The sequence below is a fragment of the Brevundimonas sp. GW821-FHT02A10 genome (genome assembly GCF_059422025.1).
Genome location: NZ_JBWKWC010000001.1, coordinates 1,141,765 through 1,159,766, shown reverse-complemented (window position 1 = coordinate 1,159,766; position 18,002 = coordinate 1,141,765). Strand labels below are relative to the sequence as shown.

Below are 18,002 nucleotides of genomic sequence, written 5' to 3'. Positions count from 1 at the left end.
GCGTGTCGGCGGATACGTGTTCAGGTCGCGAAGCCTGCGGCCGGTCAGACGGCCGCCTTCTCCTTGTCGCCGGCGACGGCCGGATCGGGCGCGGTGTCCGCATGACGGGTGTCCTGCCGGCGCGGCAGACGCCAGGTGCGGCTCGGCGCGAAGGCGTTGCCGTCCCAGGCCATGGCGGTGACCACGATCTCGCGTTCGTCCCAGTCCAGCTGGTTGAAGCTCGGCGGCGTTCCCCGCTCGCGGTGCGACAGGGTCCCGCAGCCGACGGCATAGGAGCAGCGGTCCGTCAGGTCGATCGGCAGGGCGAAGGGGATGTGGGTATGGCCGGTCATGATCAGGTCGACCCCGGCCTCGGCGAAAATCTCGGCCGCCGCATCGCCGCGTTTGACGTCGCCGGTCATCGGGGTGCCGATCATCTCGATCAGCGGATGATGGCAGGCGAGGATGCGCAGGGCTCCGACCGGCGCCTGACGCAGGGCAGCCGCGGCGCGCCGGGTCTGGTCCAGGTCGATGACGCCCTTGGACCAGTTCAGCCGGGCCTGCCAGCCGCGCGCCGTGGTCACGCCCCGGACCATCAGATTGTCGCGCTTGAACTCGCCGTCGTGGGCCGGATGACCGGTCGCCGCCTCGAACGCCTTCCACGGCCAGAACAGCCGCGCCAAGGCGCTGTAGTAAGGGACGTCATGATTGCCGACGACGACGAAGCGCGGCTCGGGCATGGCCCGGATCCAGTCGCCCGCCGCCTGGAACTCGTTCGGCAGGCCCTTCTGGGTCACGTCGCCGGTGATCAGGATCAGGTCGTTCGGTGTTGCATGCGCGTAGTCGAGGGCAGCTGCACAGGCGCGCCGATGCTCGACGCCGAAATGGACGTCGGAAAACTGGATCAGTCGGCCGGAGCTCAAGGCGGCGTTCTCGTCATACGCTGTCTTCCGCCGCCGGCGGGATGGGCGCAAGGGCCTGGAAGGCCTTGGGGATGAAGGTCACCTTGGTCTCGTGCGGTAATAGGGTGGGTTCGCCGTCGATCACCGCCGGAATCTTCGACCGGGCCCAGACCTCGATCTTGCGGGCGGGTTTGGTGGTGACGGAGGCATCCTGACGCCAGTCGCTGAACAGGGCCGTCGCGGCCAGACGGAAGGCCTGGCCTGTGTCGGTCGGGTCCATGGCGGCCGCTTCCAATCCGACGGGCTCATCCAGCGCGCGCGAAATCATCGGGCTGATCAGGACCAGGGCCTCGGTCTTGCCCTTGGCGGCGCCGTCCAGCGAGAACCGCAGGCGGCCGGTGAAGGCGCGTCTGAGGGCGCGGCGGCCATAGGCCCAAGCCAGAGACAGCTTGCCGGACCGCATCGCCTCACGGGCGGGCGCCCACAGGGCGGGGGAGCCGAGAATGGCGGCGCAGTAAAAGGCTTGGCCCTCGACCGTCCCGCCCGAGACGCATTGCGGCGCCCCCTCTTCCAGCGCCTTGCGCAGCGCCAGCTTCCAGTCGGCGGTGCCGTAAAGCGCCTTGGGCAGCATATTCATCGTCCCGCCCGGCAGGGGGGCGACCAACGGTCCCTTCGGTCCGGCGCGCGAGGCGACGGCCCGCGCCGTGCCATCTCCGGCCAGCACGAACAGCACATCGGGATCGGTCGCCAGGGCCTTGTCAATCTGGGCGTCGATATGGCCGCCATCCAGCGAGACGACCTCTGCCTCGCAGGGATAGTCGGCCAGGATGGCCTCGACCTCGCCGACGGCGCGCGGGCCCACAGATCCAGAGGCCGGATTGACCAGCACCACGACGCGCCGGATGTCGACGTGCGGCGTAAGCTCGCGAACGACGGCTTCCGCCGCCTCGGCCATGTCGTTATTCGAGACGGGCGCGGCGTCAGGCCCCGTTCCGGGCCCGCGGGCGTCGTCCTGAAGAGTGATGCTGTCGGTCATCTCGCCCGAACGTCCGGCCGGGGCCGACGTTCCGGGCAAGCGTAACTATTCCGCCGAAGCGTTTCGTCGCACCGACGACCGCCCTCAGTGGGCGGGGGCGGGCTTGAGTTCCTGAGCGGTCTCGGCGGCGCCGGCCTTCAGGGCGTCGCCGGTCTTTTCAGCGGTGTCGCCGGCCTTGTCGGCGGCAACGGTCGCGGCTTCAGGCGCCTTGCCGACAGCCTTCAGGGCTGCCTGGACGCCGGTGGAGATCCAGCCGTCGATCACGGCGCCGCCGGCGGCGACGGAACGTTCCTTGATGGCCATGACACCGGTCAGGGCGCCGAACAGGGCCAGCAGGGTGACCAGGAAGCCGATGAACGGACCAGCGCCCGGACCGCGCTTGCGCTTGCTGCGCGCCCACACCGGGCTGTGGCCCGTATCGTCCGAATTCCGGACCACTTCAGGAAAACGCATGTCAGACCCCTCCAACCAACTCTTCTTGCGACCGCCGATCTCCGCGACGCTGCGGGATCAGCCTAATCGATCGTCAACGAAGCGCATAGGGCGGGAACCTGTACTATAATCCAGCGTTCTCCCCCCCGGGGCGAACAACAGGCTCGCTCTCGAGCCATTCGGGATGAAGGATTACACCCATGAAGAAGGCACTCATCGCCATCGGCGCCGCCGGTCTTATGGCTTCGGCCTGCGCCAGCGACCCCTATAGCAGCGGCGGTTCCAACGAAACGGTCCGCCAGGGCGCCATCGGCGCCGGCCTCGGCGCGGTCGCCGGCGCGATCATCGGCAACAACGTCGGCAGCGGCAATGCGGCCACCGGCGCCCTGATCGGCGGCCTCGCCGGCGGCGCCGTGGGCGCGATCCGCGGCTCCAACCAGGACCGCGCGAACCAGCAGCGCTACCGCGACAACGGCGGCGCCTATTACTACTGCTACGATAACCGCCAGTCCGAATGCTATTGGGAAAACGGCCAGCGCCGCAACTAGTACGGTCCGGCCGTCCATGGGACGGTTGGGCGGGAACAGGGGCGGTTCGCATCGCGGGCCGCCCTTTTTCACGTCGCGACGAGGTTTTTGAACGCCGGTATCCGGTGACGGAGGGGACGATGGGCACACGTGGGGTTTTGGTGGCGGCGGTGGCTTGCGCGGGGCTGCTGGCGGGGTGCGAGACGACCCGAAACATGTTCACGGACCGGTCGCAGATCGTGGAGACGCCGTCGGCGTGTGCGGCGAAGCGGTTCGAAATCTATTTCGCCGACGGCGAGGCCCGGCTGACGGAGCCGGCGCGGCAGGCGATCGGCTTGACCGCGACCCAGCTGCAGGGCTGCCAGATCAGGAGCGTGAAGGTGCTGGGGCTGGCGGACGCAAGAGGCGGCGCCGAGGCCAACCAGAGCCTGTCGGAACGGCGGGCGACGGCGGTGGCGGAGGCCCTGGCGGCGGCGGGCTGGCCCTCGCCGGCGTTCGAGGTCGGCGCGGCGGGCGACGACGGCGCAGTCAATGCGGCGGGCGTGCGCGAACCGCTGCGGCGGCGCACCGAGGTCCTCGTCGACGCGGCCCCCAATTAGGATTCCGACGCGGCTGCGGCAGAGGTTATAGGTCGGGTCTCGACCGTCCGGACCCCTGCCGTTGCGTCTTCTCAAACTGATCCTGCTGAGTCTGGCCCTGATGGCGGGGGCGGCCGCAGCGCATGCGCAAATCCCCAAAGGCCCGCAGAAGACCGAGCGGATCGAGGCCGAGCTGGTCCCCATGTCGGCCTGGGCCGCGCCGGGATCGACCGCGGTGGTCGCCGTCAAACAGACCATCCAGCCCGGCTGGCACACCTACTGGCGCAACCCGGGCGACTCCGGCGGGGCGACGACCCTGAGCTGGACCCTGCCCGCCCACGTCATAGCCGGAGACATCGTCTGGCCCCTGCCGCAGCGCCAGCGGCTCGCGGGCCTGACCAACTACGGCTATGAGGGCGAGGTCTTCCTGCCCGTGCCGATCGAGATCCCGGCCGACGCCCGACCCGGGACCACGATCCCCCTCACCGTCCGCGCCGTCTTCCTGGTCTGCAGCGCCGAGATGTGCGTGCCCGACCCCCTGACCCTGACGCTGGACCTGCCGATCCGGGAGGGCGCCGCCCCCCTGAACGGAGCGACCGGCCGCCGCATCCAGACGGGGGTCGAGACCGCGCCGCGCCCGGCCGGGATCGCCGCCCATGCAACCCTGACCAATGGCGTCCTGACCTTGAGCCTGACCGGCGGCCCGCTCACTCCAGCGGCGGGGGGCCTCACCCCCAAACAGGCCTCCTTCTTCCCGTTCGAAGCCGACGTCATCGACCACGCCGCCGCCCAGTTCGGCCAGCGCGGCCCGAACGGCCTGACCCTGACCCTCGCCCCCGGTCGCGACCTGAAAGCCGACGGCCTCAACGGCCCGATCAGCGGCGTTCTGTCGACCGACCTCGGCAGCTGGGAGATCACTGCGACCCCCGGCCCGGCCCTGACCGGAGCCACTGGCGCGGGTCCGCTCGAACCCACCCCCGACGCCTTCGGTCAGGCCGAGGCTCCGGCGAAGACCGGCCTCCTCGACCTGCTCAAGGCCGCCGCCTTCGCCCTTCTGGGCGGGCTGATCCTCAATCTGATGCCCTGCGTCTTCCCGGTGCTGGCCATGAAGGCGGCGGCCCTGACCCGCTCGGCCCACGAACCGGCCGAGGCGCGCCGCGACGGCATCGCCTTCACGATCGGCGTGCTGGTCTCGTTCGCCGTTCTCGCCGCCGTGCTTCTGGCCCTGCGCGCCGGAGGGCAGGCGGTCGGCTGGGGCTTCCAGCTTCAGTCCCCGGCGGTGGTCGCAGCCCTCGCAGTCCTCATGCTGGCCGTGGCTCTGAACCTGTCCGGGGTGTTCGAGGTCGGCGCCCGGCTGCAATCCCTCGGCGGCGCCTCGCCCCTGTCCCGCCTGCCCGGAGGCACGGGAGCCTTCTTCACCGGGGTGCTGGCGGTGGTGGTCGCGGCCCCCTGCACGGCGCCCTTCATGGCCTTCGCGCTCGGCGCGGCTCTGGTCATGCCGGCGCCCATGGCCATGATCGTGTTTCTGGCGCTCGGTCTGGGTCTGGCCTTGCCCTATCTGGCGATCAGCCTGTCGCCGGGCCTGCTGGCGAGACTGCCGAAGCCGGGCCGCTGGATGGTTCTGCTCCAGCGATGGCTGGCCGTGCCGATGTACGCCGCCGCCGCCTGGCTGGTCTGGGTCTTCTGGCGGCAGACCGAGCTGTCGCCGGCCCTGATTCTGCTCGCCGCCTGCCTGGCCGCCGCCATCGGTCTGGCCGCCGTCGGGATCTTCGCCAACCGCGCCCGCTGGTCGCGCGGCCTCGGCTGGGGCGCGATCGCCGTCGCGGTCACCCTGACCGGGGTCTCGGGCCATCTGGCGGCGCGGGCGAGCGCTCCCGCTGAACTCCCCGCCGACGCCTGGTCCGAGGCGAAGGTTCAGGCGGCGCTGGCCTCGGGCCGCCCGGTCCTGGTCAATTTCACCGCCGACTGGTGCGTCAGCTGCAAGATCAACGAACGCACGGCCCTGTCCTCGCCGGTCACTGCCCGGGCTTTGAAGGGGGCGAACGCGCTCTACCTCGAGGGCGACTGGACCCGCCGCGACGACGCCATCACCCGTGAGCTGGAGCGCCACGGGCGCTCCGGGGTGCCGCTGTATCTGGTCTACCGGCCGGGGAAGGCCGAGCCGGAGGTGCTGCCGCAGCTACTGACGGACGGGGTTGTGGTGGAGGCGTTGAAGGAGTGAGGGCGTGAAGCCTTCTCGATCCTCCCCGATGGGGGAGGATCGTTGGCTCTAGCCCGCCCGGAACCCTTCCAGCACCAGCCGCGCGCCGGCCCGGACTTCGATCTCTGGCGCTCCGCCGCGCGCGGCGATCTTGAGGCCGGACTTGAGGGTGAGGAGGAGGCGGGCGACAGCGTCGGGATCGAGGGAGAGTTTGAGGTCGCCAGAGGCTTGGCCTGTGCGGACGCGGTCGGCGAGGGCGGCGAGGACGGCGAGGGCGGCGCGGTCGCCCAAGGCATTGATCTCGGAATCCGAGCGCCCGAACTCGGCGATCGAGCCAACGCCGAGGCAGCCTTCCTCGACATCGACCACGCCGTCGTCGCCGCAGCCCAAGTCGATCATCAGGGCGGCCTCAAGGGCCTTCGCGGCCGAGGTCTCGGCGTCCATGCCCGCGATCATCCGGGCTAGAGACCGTTCGGAGTAGCGCTCCAGAGCCTCAAGGAAGAGGCCGCGCTTATCGCCGAAGGCGCCGTAGAGGCTCTGGCGGCCGATACCCATCCCATCCAGCAGGTCGGTGGTCGAGGCGGCGGCGAAGCCGTGGCGCGCGAAGACGCGGATGGCGGCTTGGACCGCCTCGTCGCGGTCGAACTCTGCGGGTCTGCCCATCACGCCTTGTCGAGAATTTTGATCGATCAGTCAAGATCGTTGTTGACTGAATGGTCCATAACGCGCATCGGATTCCGGACTGATCGGTCAAGAAAAAGGAAATCCGATGTCCGACTCTGATTTGAACACCCCGGCCCTTGTCTTCGGGGGATCGCGCGGCATGGGGGCCGCCATCGTGCGCCGGCTGGCCGCCGAGGGACGACCCGTGGCCTTCACTTATGTGCAGGCGGCGGAGAAGGCAGAAACCCTGGCGCACGAGGTCCAGGCGGCGGGCGGGCAGGCGCTAGCGCTTCAGGCCGATAGTGCCGACGCCGCGGCCATCCGGGTCGCGGTAGAGGCGGCTGTCGCACGCTTCGGAAAAATCGGAGTGCTGGTGGTAAACGCCGGGGTGCTGGACCACGGGACCATCGATACCTTCTCGATGGAGGCCTTCGACCGGATGGTCGCGGTCAATATCCGGGGTGTCTATGCGGCCATCCACTATGCGGCGCCGCATCTGATCGACGGCGGGCGGATCGTGACCATCGGCAGCAATACGGCCGGCTATATCGGTTTTGCGGGGTCCAGTGTCTACGCCATGACCAAGGCGGCGGTGGCCCAGCTGGTGCGGGCCGCGTCACGCGACTTCGCTCCGCGCGGGATCACGATCAACAATGTCCAGCCCGGCCCGGTCGAGACCGATATGACCGCCGAGCTGATGGAGTTGATCCGGCCCCGCCTGCCGCTGGGGCGGATCGGACAGCCGCAGGAGATCGGCGGGCTCGTTGCCTGGCTGGCCGGGCCGGACGCTGGCTATGTGACCGGCGCCAGCCTGACCATCGACGGGGGGTGGGGGGCCTAGCGCCCCCGCTTCACCGTCAGCCACACCGCCGAGACGAGGAAGTAGAAGGCGCCGAAGCCGGCGTAGCCCGCCACCGTCGCGATGGAGAGGTCGGCGGGTCCGCGGGACATGAGGGTGAAGAAGACGCCGGCGAGGATGGACTGGGCGCCGGACAGGATCATGGCCCATTGGGCGCCGGCGGTCTTCCAGCGGCGCAGGCCGGTGAGGAGCTGGAACAGGCCGGCGAGGACGGCCCAGACGCCGAAGACCCCGATCATGAAGTGGATGCCGAGCTGGACGGCGCCGGCAACCATGGCGACGGTGGCGATCAGGCTGATGCCGAGGTTGACGGCCTGGGTCAGGTTGGCGCGCAGGCCGCCGTTGGCGCGGGCGTCGATGAGGTTCGCGAGCGCGTCCCAGGCCGGATAGAGGATCAGCAGAAGGGCGCCGAGAGCGGGGGTCTTCACGCCGACGGTGAAGGCGAGGGCGACCCAGACGGCGGCGACGCCGGCGCGCAGGAAGTAGAAATTGCGGAGGAAGTTGGGAGCGGGGGACATGTGGGCGTTCCTTAATATGATGCAACATTAGATGTCGTGACATATGACGGGTAGCGTGTGGCGATTGGCTTGGCCAGCATTATTTGTCGTGACATAGAATGTTCGCCTGAGGAGTTCCCGACCATGACGCCCCCCGCCGACTTCAAGCCGACGCTCGACGATCAGCTGTGTTTCGCCCTGTACAGCGCCTCTATGGCGATCAGCCGGGCCTACAAGCCGCTGCTGGACGAGCTGGGGATCACCTATCCGCAGTATCTGGTGCTGAATGCGCTGTGGGAGAGTGATGGGCGGACCGTGGGGGAGATCGCCGGGCGGCTGGGGCTCGATTCCAGCAATGTCACGCCTCTGGTCAAGCGGATGGAGGGTCTGGGGCTGCTGTCGCGGCGGCGTAATCCCGAGGACGAGCGGCAGGTGGTGGTCAGTCTGAGCGATGAGGGTCGCGCGCTGCAGGAGCGGAGCGCCTGTCTGGGGCAGAGGCTGTTCGAGGCGGCGGGGATGGGGGTTCCGCAGTTGGTGCAGCTGAACAGGGACGTGCAGGGGTTCCGCGATGCGGTGGCGGGGTGGGCGCCGTCCGAGGCGGTCTGAGGCGCCGGTCCACGATATGGCGCAGCTGTTGAAAAGCCTGTTTTGTCAGGGTTTTCCCTGACGGCATTCGCCGGTGGGACGGTCAAGGTGGGGGCGTAAACCTTACCGTACCCGGGTTCAGTCATGTCTAGTCGCGTCGTCCATGCCGTGCGTTCCGATGGGAAGACAGGGACCCGGATCGGGACGTTGGGATGGGACGGGCCGGGGTTACCGGACGCGGCGGCGCTGGAGGCTCTGGGGGGAGAGCGGGACTTTCAGCGGGCGTGTCAGGCGTGGCTGCGGGCCCGGCCGACGGTGGCCTGGGCCCAGTGGCAGAACCAGCATGAGACGGTGTTCGGGGCGCGCGACGGGGACATCGTCAAATACCGGTCGGTGCGCGACAAGCTGGGCCTGATGACCGCCGATGCGGCGCCCTGTGTGGCGGGGTTCGTCAACACCGCCCGGACCGGGCCGGTAGTGGTCGATTTTCCGGCGGGCGGCGGGACGACGGGCGGGTTTGTCGACTTCAGGGGGCGGCCCATCGGGGCGGTGGGAGCCGCCGGGCCGGACCGGGGACGGGGCGGCCGCTATCTGGTGCTCGGGCCGGGGCAGGCGCTGCCCGAAGGGCTGGGCTGGGATTTTCTGATGCGGTCGCCGACCTTCAATGTGGCGCTGACGTTTCGCATCCTGACCCCCGATGCGGGCGAGCGCGAGCGGGTCACGAACGGCTGTCAGATCTATCCGGCGCGGCAGGCGGCGGCGCCGCGTCCGACGCGGGTGATCCGGCCGGAAGGGCGGCCGTGGAGCGGGACGCCGCCGACCGGCATGGCCTTTTGGCGGCGGCTGAACACCGTGCTGCAGATCGAGCCCGTGGGGCCGGAGGAGCTGTCGCTGATGGCGATGCTGAAGCCGCTGGGGCTGGAGAAGGGCCGGCCGTTCGATCCCGATCCGGACCAGATCCGGCTGCTGGAGGAGGGCGCGCGGATCGGGCGGCTGATGGCGCTGGCGGAGAGGGCAGGGGCGGCAGGCTGGCGGCGGGAGGCGGACGAGATGATGTCGGTGGAGGGGATGCTCCCGCAGACGCCGGGGCCGGACGAGGGGCGTGTGTCCGCATGGCGTGACGCCCATGGCCAGTGGTTCGACGGCGGGCGGGCTTACGGGCTGACTGTGCCCGCCGGGGTTCCGGCGGATGGGGGATGGTCGATGACCCTCCATGACGTCGAGACGCGGGGCTTCGTCGACACGCCGTACGATATCGCGGGGCGGGCGTCGGACGAGGCTCTGGCGCGGCAGGCGGACGGGTCGGTAGCCCTGATCGTCTCGCCCCAGCCGCCGGTGGATGCGCCGCGGTCGAACTGGATCCCGACCGTGCCGGGGCGGGCATGGTTCGGCGTGTTCCGGCTGGAGGGGCCGGGGCGAGCCTGGTTCGACGGGAGCTGGACCCTGCCGGAGATTGTTCCGCTTTAGGCGGCGGCCGCTTCGGAGGCGTCGAGGCCTTCGGCGACGTCGGCCAGGGCCTCGGCCAGCTGGCGCACGTCGATGGGCTTGGGCAGGAGGCGGGTCATGCCGGCCTCGAGGCAGGCCTCGATATGGTGAGACATGGCGTTGGCGGTCAGGGCGATGATCGGGGTCGCGGGCCGGGGCTTTCCAGTTTCGAGGGCGCGACGCTCGATGTCGCGGATGGCGCGGGTGGCGGCGAAACCGTCCATGACCGGCATCTGGACGTCCATCAGGATCAGGTCCCAGGGCTCCGCCTGCCAGGCCTCGACGGCGGCCTGACCGTCGCCGACCAGAACCACATCGACGCCGAGCTGGCCCAGAAGGGTGCGCAGGACCAGCTGGTTGGTGGCGTTGTCCTCGGCGGCGAGGACGCGGAGGGTCGGCAGGGGGGCGGGGTCGCCCTCGACCTCATCGACGACGGCCTCGGCCTCGCCGACGAAGGGCAGGGGCAGGGTGACGGCGAAGCGCGAGCCGACGCCGGGCCGCGAGGTCACCGAGACGTCGCCGCCCATGCGGACGGCCAGCTCGCGCACGATCGACAGGCCCAGACCCGTGCCGCCGAAGCGCCGGGTGGTCGAGCTGTCGGCCTGGGCGAAGGGGGTGAAGATGCGGCCCAGAACCTCGGCGTCCATGCCGTGGCCGGTGTCGATGACCTCGATGGTCAGGACCTCGCCGGCGCGGCGGGCCTTGAGGCTGACGCCGCCCTGGGCCGTGAATTTGAGCGCGTTGGAGACGAGGTTGGACAGGATCTGGCGCAGGCGGGTCGGGTCGCCCTCATAGACGCCCGCGGCCGTGCCCAGATCGACGTCGAGGCGCAGGCCCCGGTCGCCGGCGGTCGCCGCGAAGGTCGAGGAGAGGCTGGTCAGCAGACGGCCGAGATCGAAGGGCACGACCTCGATCTCCAGCTTGCCCGCCTCGACCTTGGACAGGTCGAGAATGTCGTTGAGGATGGCCAGCAGGGCCTCGCCGGACTCGGAGATGATCTCCAGCCGGGCGCGCTGGGCCTCGGGCAGGGGGTCGGCGGCCATGGCCTGGGCCATGCCGAGGATGCCGTTCATCGGGGTGCGGATCTCGTGGCTCATGACCGCGAGGAACTGGGACTTGGCCTGGCTGGCGGCCTCGGCCTGCTGACTCAGCAGGCGGGCCTCGGTGACGTCCCAGTTGGCGCCGATCAGACGTTCGGGGGCGCCGTCGGCGGCGCGGTGGACCCGACCGAGGACCTTGATGATGCGGATCTCGCCGTCGAGGCGACGGATGCGGAACTCGGTGTCGATGACCTCGGTGACGAGGGCGTTCTGGATCGCGGCTTCCAGCGGGGCGACGTCGTCCTCGTGGATATTGCGGGCGAAGAAGGCGAAGTCGAGCGGTCCGGGCGGCGGGGCGACGCGGTACAGCGCGAACATCTCCGGCGACCAGCTCAGGGCGTTGGTGACCAGATCCCATTCGAAGATGCCGATCTCGGCGGCCTTGACCGCGAGGTTGGCGCGTTCGGCGAGGCGCAGCCGCTCGGCCTCGGCGGCCTTGCGGGCGCTGATGTCCTGAACATGGGAGATGAAGAACAGGGCCACGCCGTCTTCGTCGCGGACGATGGCGACGGTCAGCTGGGCCCAGACCACGACGCCGTCCTTGCGGATGTAGCGCTTGTCCATCTGGTAGGAGGTAGCCGTACCGTCCAGCAGGGCTTCAAGGTGCTCAAGATCAGCGCCGAGATCGTCGGGGTGGGTCACGTCCTGGAAGGTCAGGCCGGCCAGTTCCTCGAGGTCGTAGCCGAGGAATCTGCGCAGGGCGGCGTTGAGCTTGAGCCAGCCGCCGTCCAGTCCGACCAGGGCGGTGCCGATCGCCGAATGTTCCATGGCGCGCCACAGGGTGCCGGGCTTCAGCGCCGGAATAGCGGTCGGTTCAGTGGCCATGGTCAGTCCCATGGACCCTTGTAATCCCGAAAGGTTTTAGGACCTGTGAACCGAAACCGCTCCGGCAGCGCTTTCGCGCCCCGGAGCGGATTTTTTGTCCGGTAGCCGACTTAGCCGGATCAGACCGAGGCGGCGACCGAGCGGATGGCGCCGTTGGCGATGGTCAGTTTGGCGAAGGTCCAGCCGGAGCCGGAGCCCTCGATCTCGTCGACGGAGGCGCGCACGCCCTCGACCACGGCCTTGCGCGGACCGATCCAGGCGTCCACGGCGGCTTCCGCCGTCGCTTCCGAGGCCCCGACCGAGGCGTCGGAGGCCCTGGCCACGGCACGGGTCAGGGCGACCTGTTCGGCCATCAGATCCTCGATCAGGCGACGCACGGCCAGACGGTCGAAATGATCGCCGGACTGGATGCCCCCGGCGGCCGCACGCAGGCGGTCGAAGTCGAAGGCGGCGCCGACCTGGTGATAGAGGCGCGCCATGGCCGGTTCGGACCAGCCGGCCTCCTTCGCCAGATCGCCGATGTCGGCGGTGGCGACGAGCGGACGGAGCATGGCGATGGTCTTCGCCAGATCCTCGCCGACGCCCATGGCCGCGAACTTCTGCAGACGCTTGTCGAGCAAACCCTGTTCGAAGCGGGACAGGACGTCGCCGCCTTCCTGACGCAGGGCGTCGGCGGCGGGACGGTAGGCGGCGATCAGGCTGTCGACGGTGACCTCGGCACGGCCCGCCCGCTTGGCCAGCCAGAAGGTCTGGCGGCGCAGGACGGTGGAGATTTCCGTATAGAGGGCGGTCTGGGTCTCGGCCGGGATCTTGAGGTCGAGATCGTTGACGGCGGTCCAGGCCTCGTCGAGGCGGAAGACGCGACGCGCGGCCTCGAAGGCGATGACCAGAGCCGTCGTATCGACCTCGGCTGAGGCCTTCAGACGGTCCGGGAAGGTCGGGCCCGTCATATTGACGATCTCATTGCAAAGGACAGTGGCGACGATCTCGCGACGCAGCCGGTGGCCCTTCATCTGGTCCTCGTACTTCGCCAGCGGGGCCGGGAAGTAGCGGACCAGGGTCTCCTCGAAGAAGGGATCCTCGGGGGCCGAGGAGGCCACGATCTCGTCGGCCAGTTCCAGCTTGGAATAGGCCATGAGGACGGCGAGTTCGGGCCGGGTCAGGGGCGTGCCCGAGGCCTTCATCTCATTGACGCGCAGGTCGTTGGGCAGGCCCTCGACCTTGCGGTCCAGTTTGCCGCGCGCCGTCAACGCCTGCATGAAGCGTTGCTGGGAATCGAGGGCGCCGGCGCCTTCCGCCTGCTGCAGGGTCAGGGCCAGGGTCTGGTCGTAGTTGTGAACCAGGACCTTGAGGCCGACCTCGTCGGTCATGGAGGCCAGCAGGGCGGTGCGTTGATCCGCCGGCAGGACGCCGTTGGTGACTGCGGAGCCCACGAGGATCTTGATGTTGACCTCATGGTCGGAGGTGTCGACGCCGGCCGAGTTGTCGATGGCGTCGGTGTTGGAGCGGCCGCCGTTGCGGCCGTATTCGATGCGGCCGGCCTGGGTGAAGCCGAGGTTGGCGCCCTCGCCGACCACCTTGACCCGCAGTTCGCCGGCGTCGATGCGCAGGGCGTCGGTGCCCTTGTCGCCGACCTGGGCGTCAGTCTCGGTCGAGGCCTTCACATAGGTGCCGATGCCGCCGAGGTAGAGGAGTTCGGCGGGCGCCTTGAGGATGGCGCGCATCAGGGTGACGGGATCGACCGTATCCTCGGCGATCTCGAGCAGGGCCTTGATCTGGGGCGTCAGCTGGATCGACTTGGCGCCGCGCGAGAAGACGCCGCCGCCGTCGGAGATCTTCGCCTTGTCGTAGTCCTGCCAGGACGAGCGCGGCAGCTGGAACAGGCGGTTGCGCTCTTCCCACGACGAGGCCGGATCGGGCGTCGGGTCGATGAAGATGTCGCGGTGGTCGAAGGCGGCGACCAGTTTCGTGGCTTTCGACAGCAGCATGCCGTTGCCGAAGACGTCGCCGGACATGTCGCCGACGCCGACGGCGGTGAAGGGCTCGGACTGGATGTCCTTGCCGATCTCGCGGAAGTGGCGCTTGACCGCCTCCCAGGCACCGCGGGCGGTGATGCCCATGGCCTTGTGGTCGTAGCCGATGGAGCCGCCCGAGGCGAAGGCGTCGCCCAGCCAGAAGCCGAAGTCGGCCGAGACGCCATTGGCGATGTCGGAGAAGGTCGCCGTGCCCTTGTCGGCGGCGACGACCAGATAGGGGTCATCGCCTTCGAAGGCGACGACATTGGCCGGACGCACCACCGAACCGTCGGCGGCGATGTTGTCGGTGATGTCGAGCAGACCGGAGAGGAAGGTCTTGTAGGCGCGGATGGCCTCGGCCTGTTGCGCGTCGCGGTCGCCGCCTGCGCGGACGATGCCGGACAGGTTCTTCGGGAAGAAGCCGCCCTTGGAGCCGACGGGGACGATGACGGCGTTCTTGACCTGCTGGGCCTTCACCAGACCCAGGACCTCGGTGCGGAAGTCGTCGCGACGGTCGGACCAGCGCAGGCCGCCGCGCGCGACGGGGCCGAAGCGCAGGTGGACGCCCTCGATATGCGGGGCCCAGACGAAGATCTCGCGATAGGGCTTGGGCAGGGGCAGGTCGTCGAGTTCGCGCGAGGCGATCTTGATCGAGATGTGCGGTTTGGGCGCGCCGTCGACCGTCTGGTAGAAATTGGTGCGCTTGATCGCGCCGACCAGCAGGGCGAGGCGGCGAAGGGCCCGGTCGTGATCGAGGCTCTTCACGTCCTGCAGCAGGGCAGTGATCTTGTCCGACAGCTCGGCGCAGTTGGCTTCGCGCTCATCGGCGTTTCCACCGAGGCTCGGGTCGAATTTGCAGTGGAACAGGGAGACGATGGCGCGGGCCACGTCGGGATAGAGGGTCAGGGCCTCTTCCTGCACCGCCTGCGACGGGTCGAGGCCGGTCTGCTGGCGATAGCGGGCGAGGGTGCGGACCAGAGCTGCCTGACGCCAGTCGACGCCCAGTTCCATGACCAGACGGTTGAAGCCGTCGCTCTCGGTCAGGCCGGTCCAGACGGCGGTGAAGGCGGTCTCGAACGGAGCCTTGATGTCGGCGAACGACAGGGCCGCGCCGCGCGGGTCTTCGAGCAGGAATTCGTGGACGTGGATCTCGGTGTCGCCGGTCGGCTTGATGGCGTGACCGAACTCTTCCAGCGTCTTCAGACCCATGTCGGCCAGCACCGGCAGGACATCGGACAGGGGCACGGCGGCGCCGCGGTGGTAGAGTTTGAAGCGGAATTGCAGCTCCGAGTCGCCCGTGGCGCGGAAGGCGCGCACGGCGACGGGTTCGCCCGAACCGACGGCGCCCGTGGCGTTCAGACGGTCGATCTCCTGCAGGTCGGCGACGGCCTCGGCGGCGTCATAGCGGTCGCGGTAGCCGGCCCCGAAGGCCTCGGCCCATTTGGCCGACAGGGCGCCGATCTGGGCCTCGTCGATGTCGGCGTCGCGGGCGGCGCTTTCGAAACGGTCGATCCAGCTGCGGCCGGCCTCGGTGACAGCGGCCTCGAGGGCGACCGGGTCGGGCGTCGGGTGATCGCCCGGCGTCACGCCGATGATGTAGTGGATGCGGACCAGAGGCGCGTCCGACAGCTGCGGATACCAGGCCGACAGACGACCGCCCCAGGCGGCGGCGAGGATGCGGGCGATGCGCTCGCGCACGGTCGAATCGAAGCGTTCGCGCGGGATAAAGGCCAGCACCGAGATGAAGCGGTCGAACGGGTCCTGACGTGTGAAGGTCTTGATGCGCGGGCGGTCGTAGAGGTGGAGGATGCCCAGCGAGATGTTGAGCAGCTCATCTTCGGAGATCTGGAAGAGCTCGTCGCGCGGATAGTTCTCGAGGATGTTCTTGAGGCGCTTCTCGTTGTGGCTGCCCGGGGCCTTGCCGGCGCGGGCGAGGGCGCCGGCGACCTTGGCGCGGATCAGGGGCACCTGTGAGGCGGCGCTGTCATAGGCCTCGGCGGTGAACAGGCCGACGTAGCGGGTCTCGCCCGAGGGGCGGCCGTCGGCGCCGTAACGCTTGACCCCGATATAGTCCATGTAGGCGCGGCGGTGGACGCGGCTGCGGATATTGGCCTTGGCCACGGTGACCGGGTCCGACAGGTCCATCTGGCGCTTCATCTGGGCGGTCAGGATGGCGGGCTCGGAGGTGCGGCGCAGGACGGTGCGCGACGGATCGCGCAGGACCCCGACCCCGGCCGAGACCTGACCCAGGGGCTCCTCATGGGCATAGCCGCCGTCGGCGGTGCGCGGATAGTCGTAGTCGCGGGCGCCGAGGAAGACGAAATGATCCGCGTTGAGCCAGCGCAGGAACTCCAGCGTCTCGGCGACGACGGTGGAATCGACCGTGCCGGGGCAGGCTTCCAGATGGGCGACCGAACGCTCCATCAGCTCATGCATGGCGCCGTGGTCGGTGACGGCGGCCTGGACGTCGGCGAGGGTCTGGACGAGGGCGGCATCGAGGGCCTCGCGGCGCTCGGCGGGCAGGGGATCGATGACGACCACGATCATCGATTCGCGGGATTCGCCGGGGGTGCGGGCGCCGGAGGCGTCGCGGCCGAGGGTCACGACCGGGTGGAAGAGGGCGCGGACCGAGACCCCGGCGTCGGCCAGCTCGCCCATGACGCTGTCGACGAGGAAGGGGCGGTCGTCCTGGACGATGGCGATGACGTCATAGCCGGTCGCCGAGCCGTCGGCGGCGGCGAGCGGCTGGACCGAGATGCGGGCGGCCTCTCCGGTCTTGCGCGTGTCGGCGGAGGTCCAGACCCGGGCCAGAAGGGCGGCCAGATCGGCGCCGCCCAACTCGGGCGTCTCGTCGTCGGCATAGTCCTCGTGGGCCTGCGACAGGAAGGAGGATTGCAGCGGGCCTGTCCCCCCTCCGGCCTTGGCGAACCCGTCTTCGAGCGCCTCCAGGGAAATCGCCTGAGGGACGGAGCGAAGGTCGCCGGACATGGGCAGGGTCTCATTCGGCGCGGCCGGAGCCGCAAGGGGGTCAACGACACACTAGGCCGTTGAAGCTTCGGATCAATGAATGGCTGATTAGGCCCGACCGGCGCCCGCTGGAAGCCGGAAACGACATGGCCGGACCCGCTTTCGCAGGTCCGGCCATGGTTATCGCCGATAAGTCTTGTCCGGAGACGGACGGATCAGAAGCGGTAGCTCATGCCGATGTTGAAGGCGTGCAGGCCGAATTTCGAGTTGGAACGGATGATGTCCGTGCCCGTGGTGTTGGGGGCCAGGACGAAGGGATTGGTGGCCGGGGCCGTGCCCTGGCCGACGCGGATGACGTGATCGCCGGCGTCGAGCGAGCTGTAGAGATATTCGCCGGTGAGGCTGAGGTTGGGGGCGAGCGAATATTCCACGCCGCCGCCCAGCTGGTAACCGTCGGCGCGGTCGTCATCGAGGCGGGCGGTGAAGGTGTTGGCGCCGTTGGTGGTGAAGAAGGTGTTCTCCACCTCGGCGGTGACGGCGCCGCCGGTCGCATAGATCAGGGCCGGCCCATAGGCATAGCCGACGCGGGCGCGGACGGCGGCCAGATTGTTGAGCGTCCGGGTGAAGACATAGGCGGCCGGGGTGGTGGAGAAGCCGGTGACGCTGTCTTCCTGATTGCCGACGCTGTAGTCGCCGACCACGCCGAGGACGAAACTGCCCATCTGGTAGTCATAGCCGACGCGGACGCCGCCCTGGGTTCCCGGCGCGTCCTTGTCGCAGCCGTTGGCCGCCGTGCCCGTATTGGCCGCGCCGCCGCAATAGCCGGGCGAGAAGGCGTTGGCGCCGGCGGGCGTGGCGAGGGTGACGGTGTCGCCGTAGTTCCCATCCAGATTGCGGTCGAAGCGCAGGGTCTCGTCGCCCTGGCCGTTCTGCTGGGTGAAGCCGCCGAAGACCCCGACATAGGGGCCGGTCCAGCTGTCGGGGCCGGACTGGCCAAAGAGGGTCTGGGCCGAGGCGGGGGCGGCGAGGAGGGCGGCGGCGGATGCGGCCGTGAGGAGGGTGATCGTGCGGGTCATGAGGGGCGTTCCTGTCCGTGTGCTGAGCGTTTGCCTCCCAGGCTCACGGGCGGCGGTCGCGGGTCCTAACGGGACAGGTACGACGCGGGATGCCCCCCGGCTGACGGCTGCGCCAATGCGCCGCATGTGAAGCAGTGTGCTGATTCGTCTCGGAAAATCGGAGGAACAAAAGACAAGGCCGCCGGACGGGGGGTCCGACGGCCTGCTTTGCGGGTTCGGCGCTGGAGGGGGAAGAGCGCCGTCCCGGGGTCGACACGAACCCCGGAGGGGGAGGGG

At 69.3% G+C, this 18,002-nt stretch carries 14 protein-coding genes; 6 read left to right on the top strand and 8 right to left on the bottom strand.

What is annotated here, in order from left to right; all coding sequences use genetic code 11:
• Positions 1-44: 44 nt before the first annotated feature.
• The 3 genes from AC07U0_RS05350 to AC07U0_RS05340 form a co-directional block, all read right to left on the bottom strand.
• The gene (locus AC07U0_RS05350; protein WP_494718977.1) at positions 45-902 is read right to left on the bottom strand and encodes a metallophosphoesterase family protein; all 858 of its coding nucleotides are present in this window, start codon (positions 900-902) and stop codon (positions 45-47) included.
• 13 nt (positions 903-915) lie between these two features.
• Positions 916-1,917, bottom strand: coding sequence for a diacylglycerol/lipid kinase family protein (locus tag AC07U0_RS05345; protein WP_494718976.1), 1,002 nt, complete (start codon positions 1,915-1,917; stop codon positions 916-918).
• 84 nt (positions 1,918-2,001) lie between these two features.
• Positions 2,002-2,370, bottom strand: a complete 369-nt coding sequence (locus AC07U0_RS05340; protein ID WP_492946393.1) for a hypothetical protein — start codon at positions 2,368-2,370, stop codon at positions 2,002-2,004.
• A gap of 179 nt (positions 2,371-2,549) precedes the next feature.
• Here AC07U0_RS05340 and AC07U0_RS05335 point away from each other — a divergent pair, with 179 nt between their 5' ends.
• The 3 genes from AC07U0_RS05335 to AC07U0_RS05325 all read left to right on the top strand — a co-directional run bounded on the left by AC07U0_RS05335 (position 2,550) and on the right by AC07U0_RS05325 (position 5,675).
• On the top strand, positions 2,550-2,897 hold the full coding sequence (locus AC07U0_RS05335; RefSeq protein WP_494718975.1) for a YMGG-like glycine zipper-containing protein: 348 nt from the start codon (positions 2,550-2,552) through the stop codon (positions 2,895-2,897).
• A 119-nt stretch (positions 2,898-3,016) separates the two neighbouring features.
• Positions 3,017-3,475, top strand: a complete 459-nt coding sequence (locus tag AC07U0_RS05330; RefSeq protein WP_494718974.1) for an OmpA family protein — start codon at positions 3,017-3,019, stop codon at positions 3,473-3,475.
• Positions 3,476-3,536: 61 nt separating this feature from the next.
• On the top strand, positions 3,537-5,675 hold the full coding sequence (locus AC07U0_RS05325; RefSeq protein ID WP_494718973.1) for a protein-disulfide reductase DsbD family protein: 2,139 nt from the start codon (positions 3,537-3,539) through the stop codon (positions 5,673-5,675).
• Between the two features lie 48 nt (positions 5,676-5,723).
• On the opposite strand, the gene AC07U0_RS05320 is transcribed toward AC07U0_RS05325, so the two are convergent.
• Positions 5,724-6,317: a TetR/AcrR family transcriptional regulator gene (locus AC07U0_RS05320; RefSeq protein ID WP_494718972.1), complete on the bottom strand. Its 594-nt coding sequence runs from the start codon at positions 6,315-6,317 to the stop codon at positions 5,724-5,726.
• Positions 6,318-6,423: 106 nt separating this feature from the next.
• Here AC07U0_RS05320 and AC07U0_RS05315 point away from each other — a divergent pair, with 106 nt between their 5' ends.
• A complete protein-coding gene (locus tag AC07U0_RS05315) occupies positions 6,424-7,158 on the top strand; it encodes an SDR family NAD(P)-dependent oxidoreductase (RefSeq protein ID WP_494718971.1) in 735 nt (244 codons plus the stop codon).
• On the opposite strand, the gene AC07U0_RS05310 is transcribed toward AC07U0_RS05315, so the two are convergent.
• Entirely contained in the window at positions 7,155-7,694 is a 540-nt protein-coding gene (locus AC07U0_RS05310) for a DUF308 domain-containing protein (protein WP_494718970.1), read from the bottom strand. The two genes, AC07U0_RS05315 and AC07U0_RS05310, sit on opposite strands and share 4 nt — an antisense overlap.
• A gap of 123 nt (positions 7,695-7,817) precedes the next feature.
• Here AC07U0_RS05310 and AC07U0_RS05305 point away from each other — a divergent pair, with 123 nt between their 5' ends.
• Positions 7,818-8,279, top strand: coding sequence for a MarR family winged helix-turn-helix transcriptional regulator (locus AC07U0_RS05305; RefSeq protein WP_494718969.1), 462 nt, complete (start codon positions 7,818-7,820; stop codon positions 8,277-8,279).
• 123 nt (positions 8,280-8,402) lie between these two features.
• Positions 8,403-9,725: a DUF1214 domain-containing protein gene (locus AC07U0_RS05300; RefSeq protein WP_494718968.1), complete on the top strand. Its 1,323-nt coding sequence runs from the start codon at positions 8,403-8,405 to the stop codon at positions 9,723-9,725.
• Here AC07U0_RS05300 and AC07U0_RS05295 read toward each other — a convergent pair.
• The 3 genes from AC07U0_RS05295 to AC07U0_RS05285 all read right to left on the bottom strand — a co-directional run bounded on the left by AC07U0_RS05295 (position 9,722) and on the right by AC07U0_RS05285 (position 17,726).
• Positions 9,722-11,668 carry an ATP-binding protein gene (locus AC07U0_RS05295; protein ID WP_494718967.1) on the bottom strand — a complete coding sequence of 649 codons (1,947 nt, stop codon included), beginning with the start codon at positions 11,666-11,668 and terminating at the stop codon, positions 9,722-9,724. The genes AC07U0_RS05300 and AC07U0_RS05295 overlap by 4 nt on opposite strands.
• A gap of 119 nt (positions 11,669-11,787) precedes the next feature.
• Positions 11,788-16,671 (bottom strand): NAD-glutamate dehydrogenase, encoded by a 4,884-nt coding sequence (locus tag AC07U0_RS05290; protein ID WP_494718966.1) that lies wholly within the window; start codon positions 16,669-16,671, stop codon positions 11,788-11,790.
• Between the two features lie 194 nt (positions 16,672-16,865).
• Positions 16,866-17,726: an outer membrane protein gene (locus AC07U0_RS05285; protein ID WP_494718965.1), complete on the bottom strand. Its 861-nt coding sequence runs from the start codon at positions 17,724-17,726 to the stop codon at positions 16,866-16,868.
• Positions 17,727-18,002: the final 276 nt, after the last annotated feature.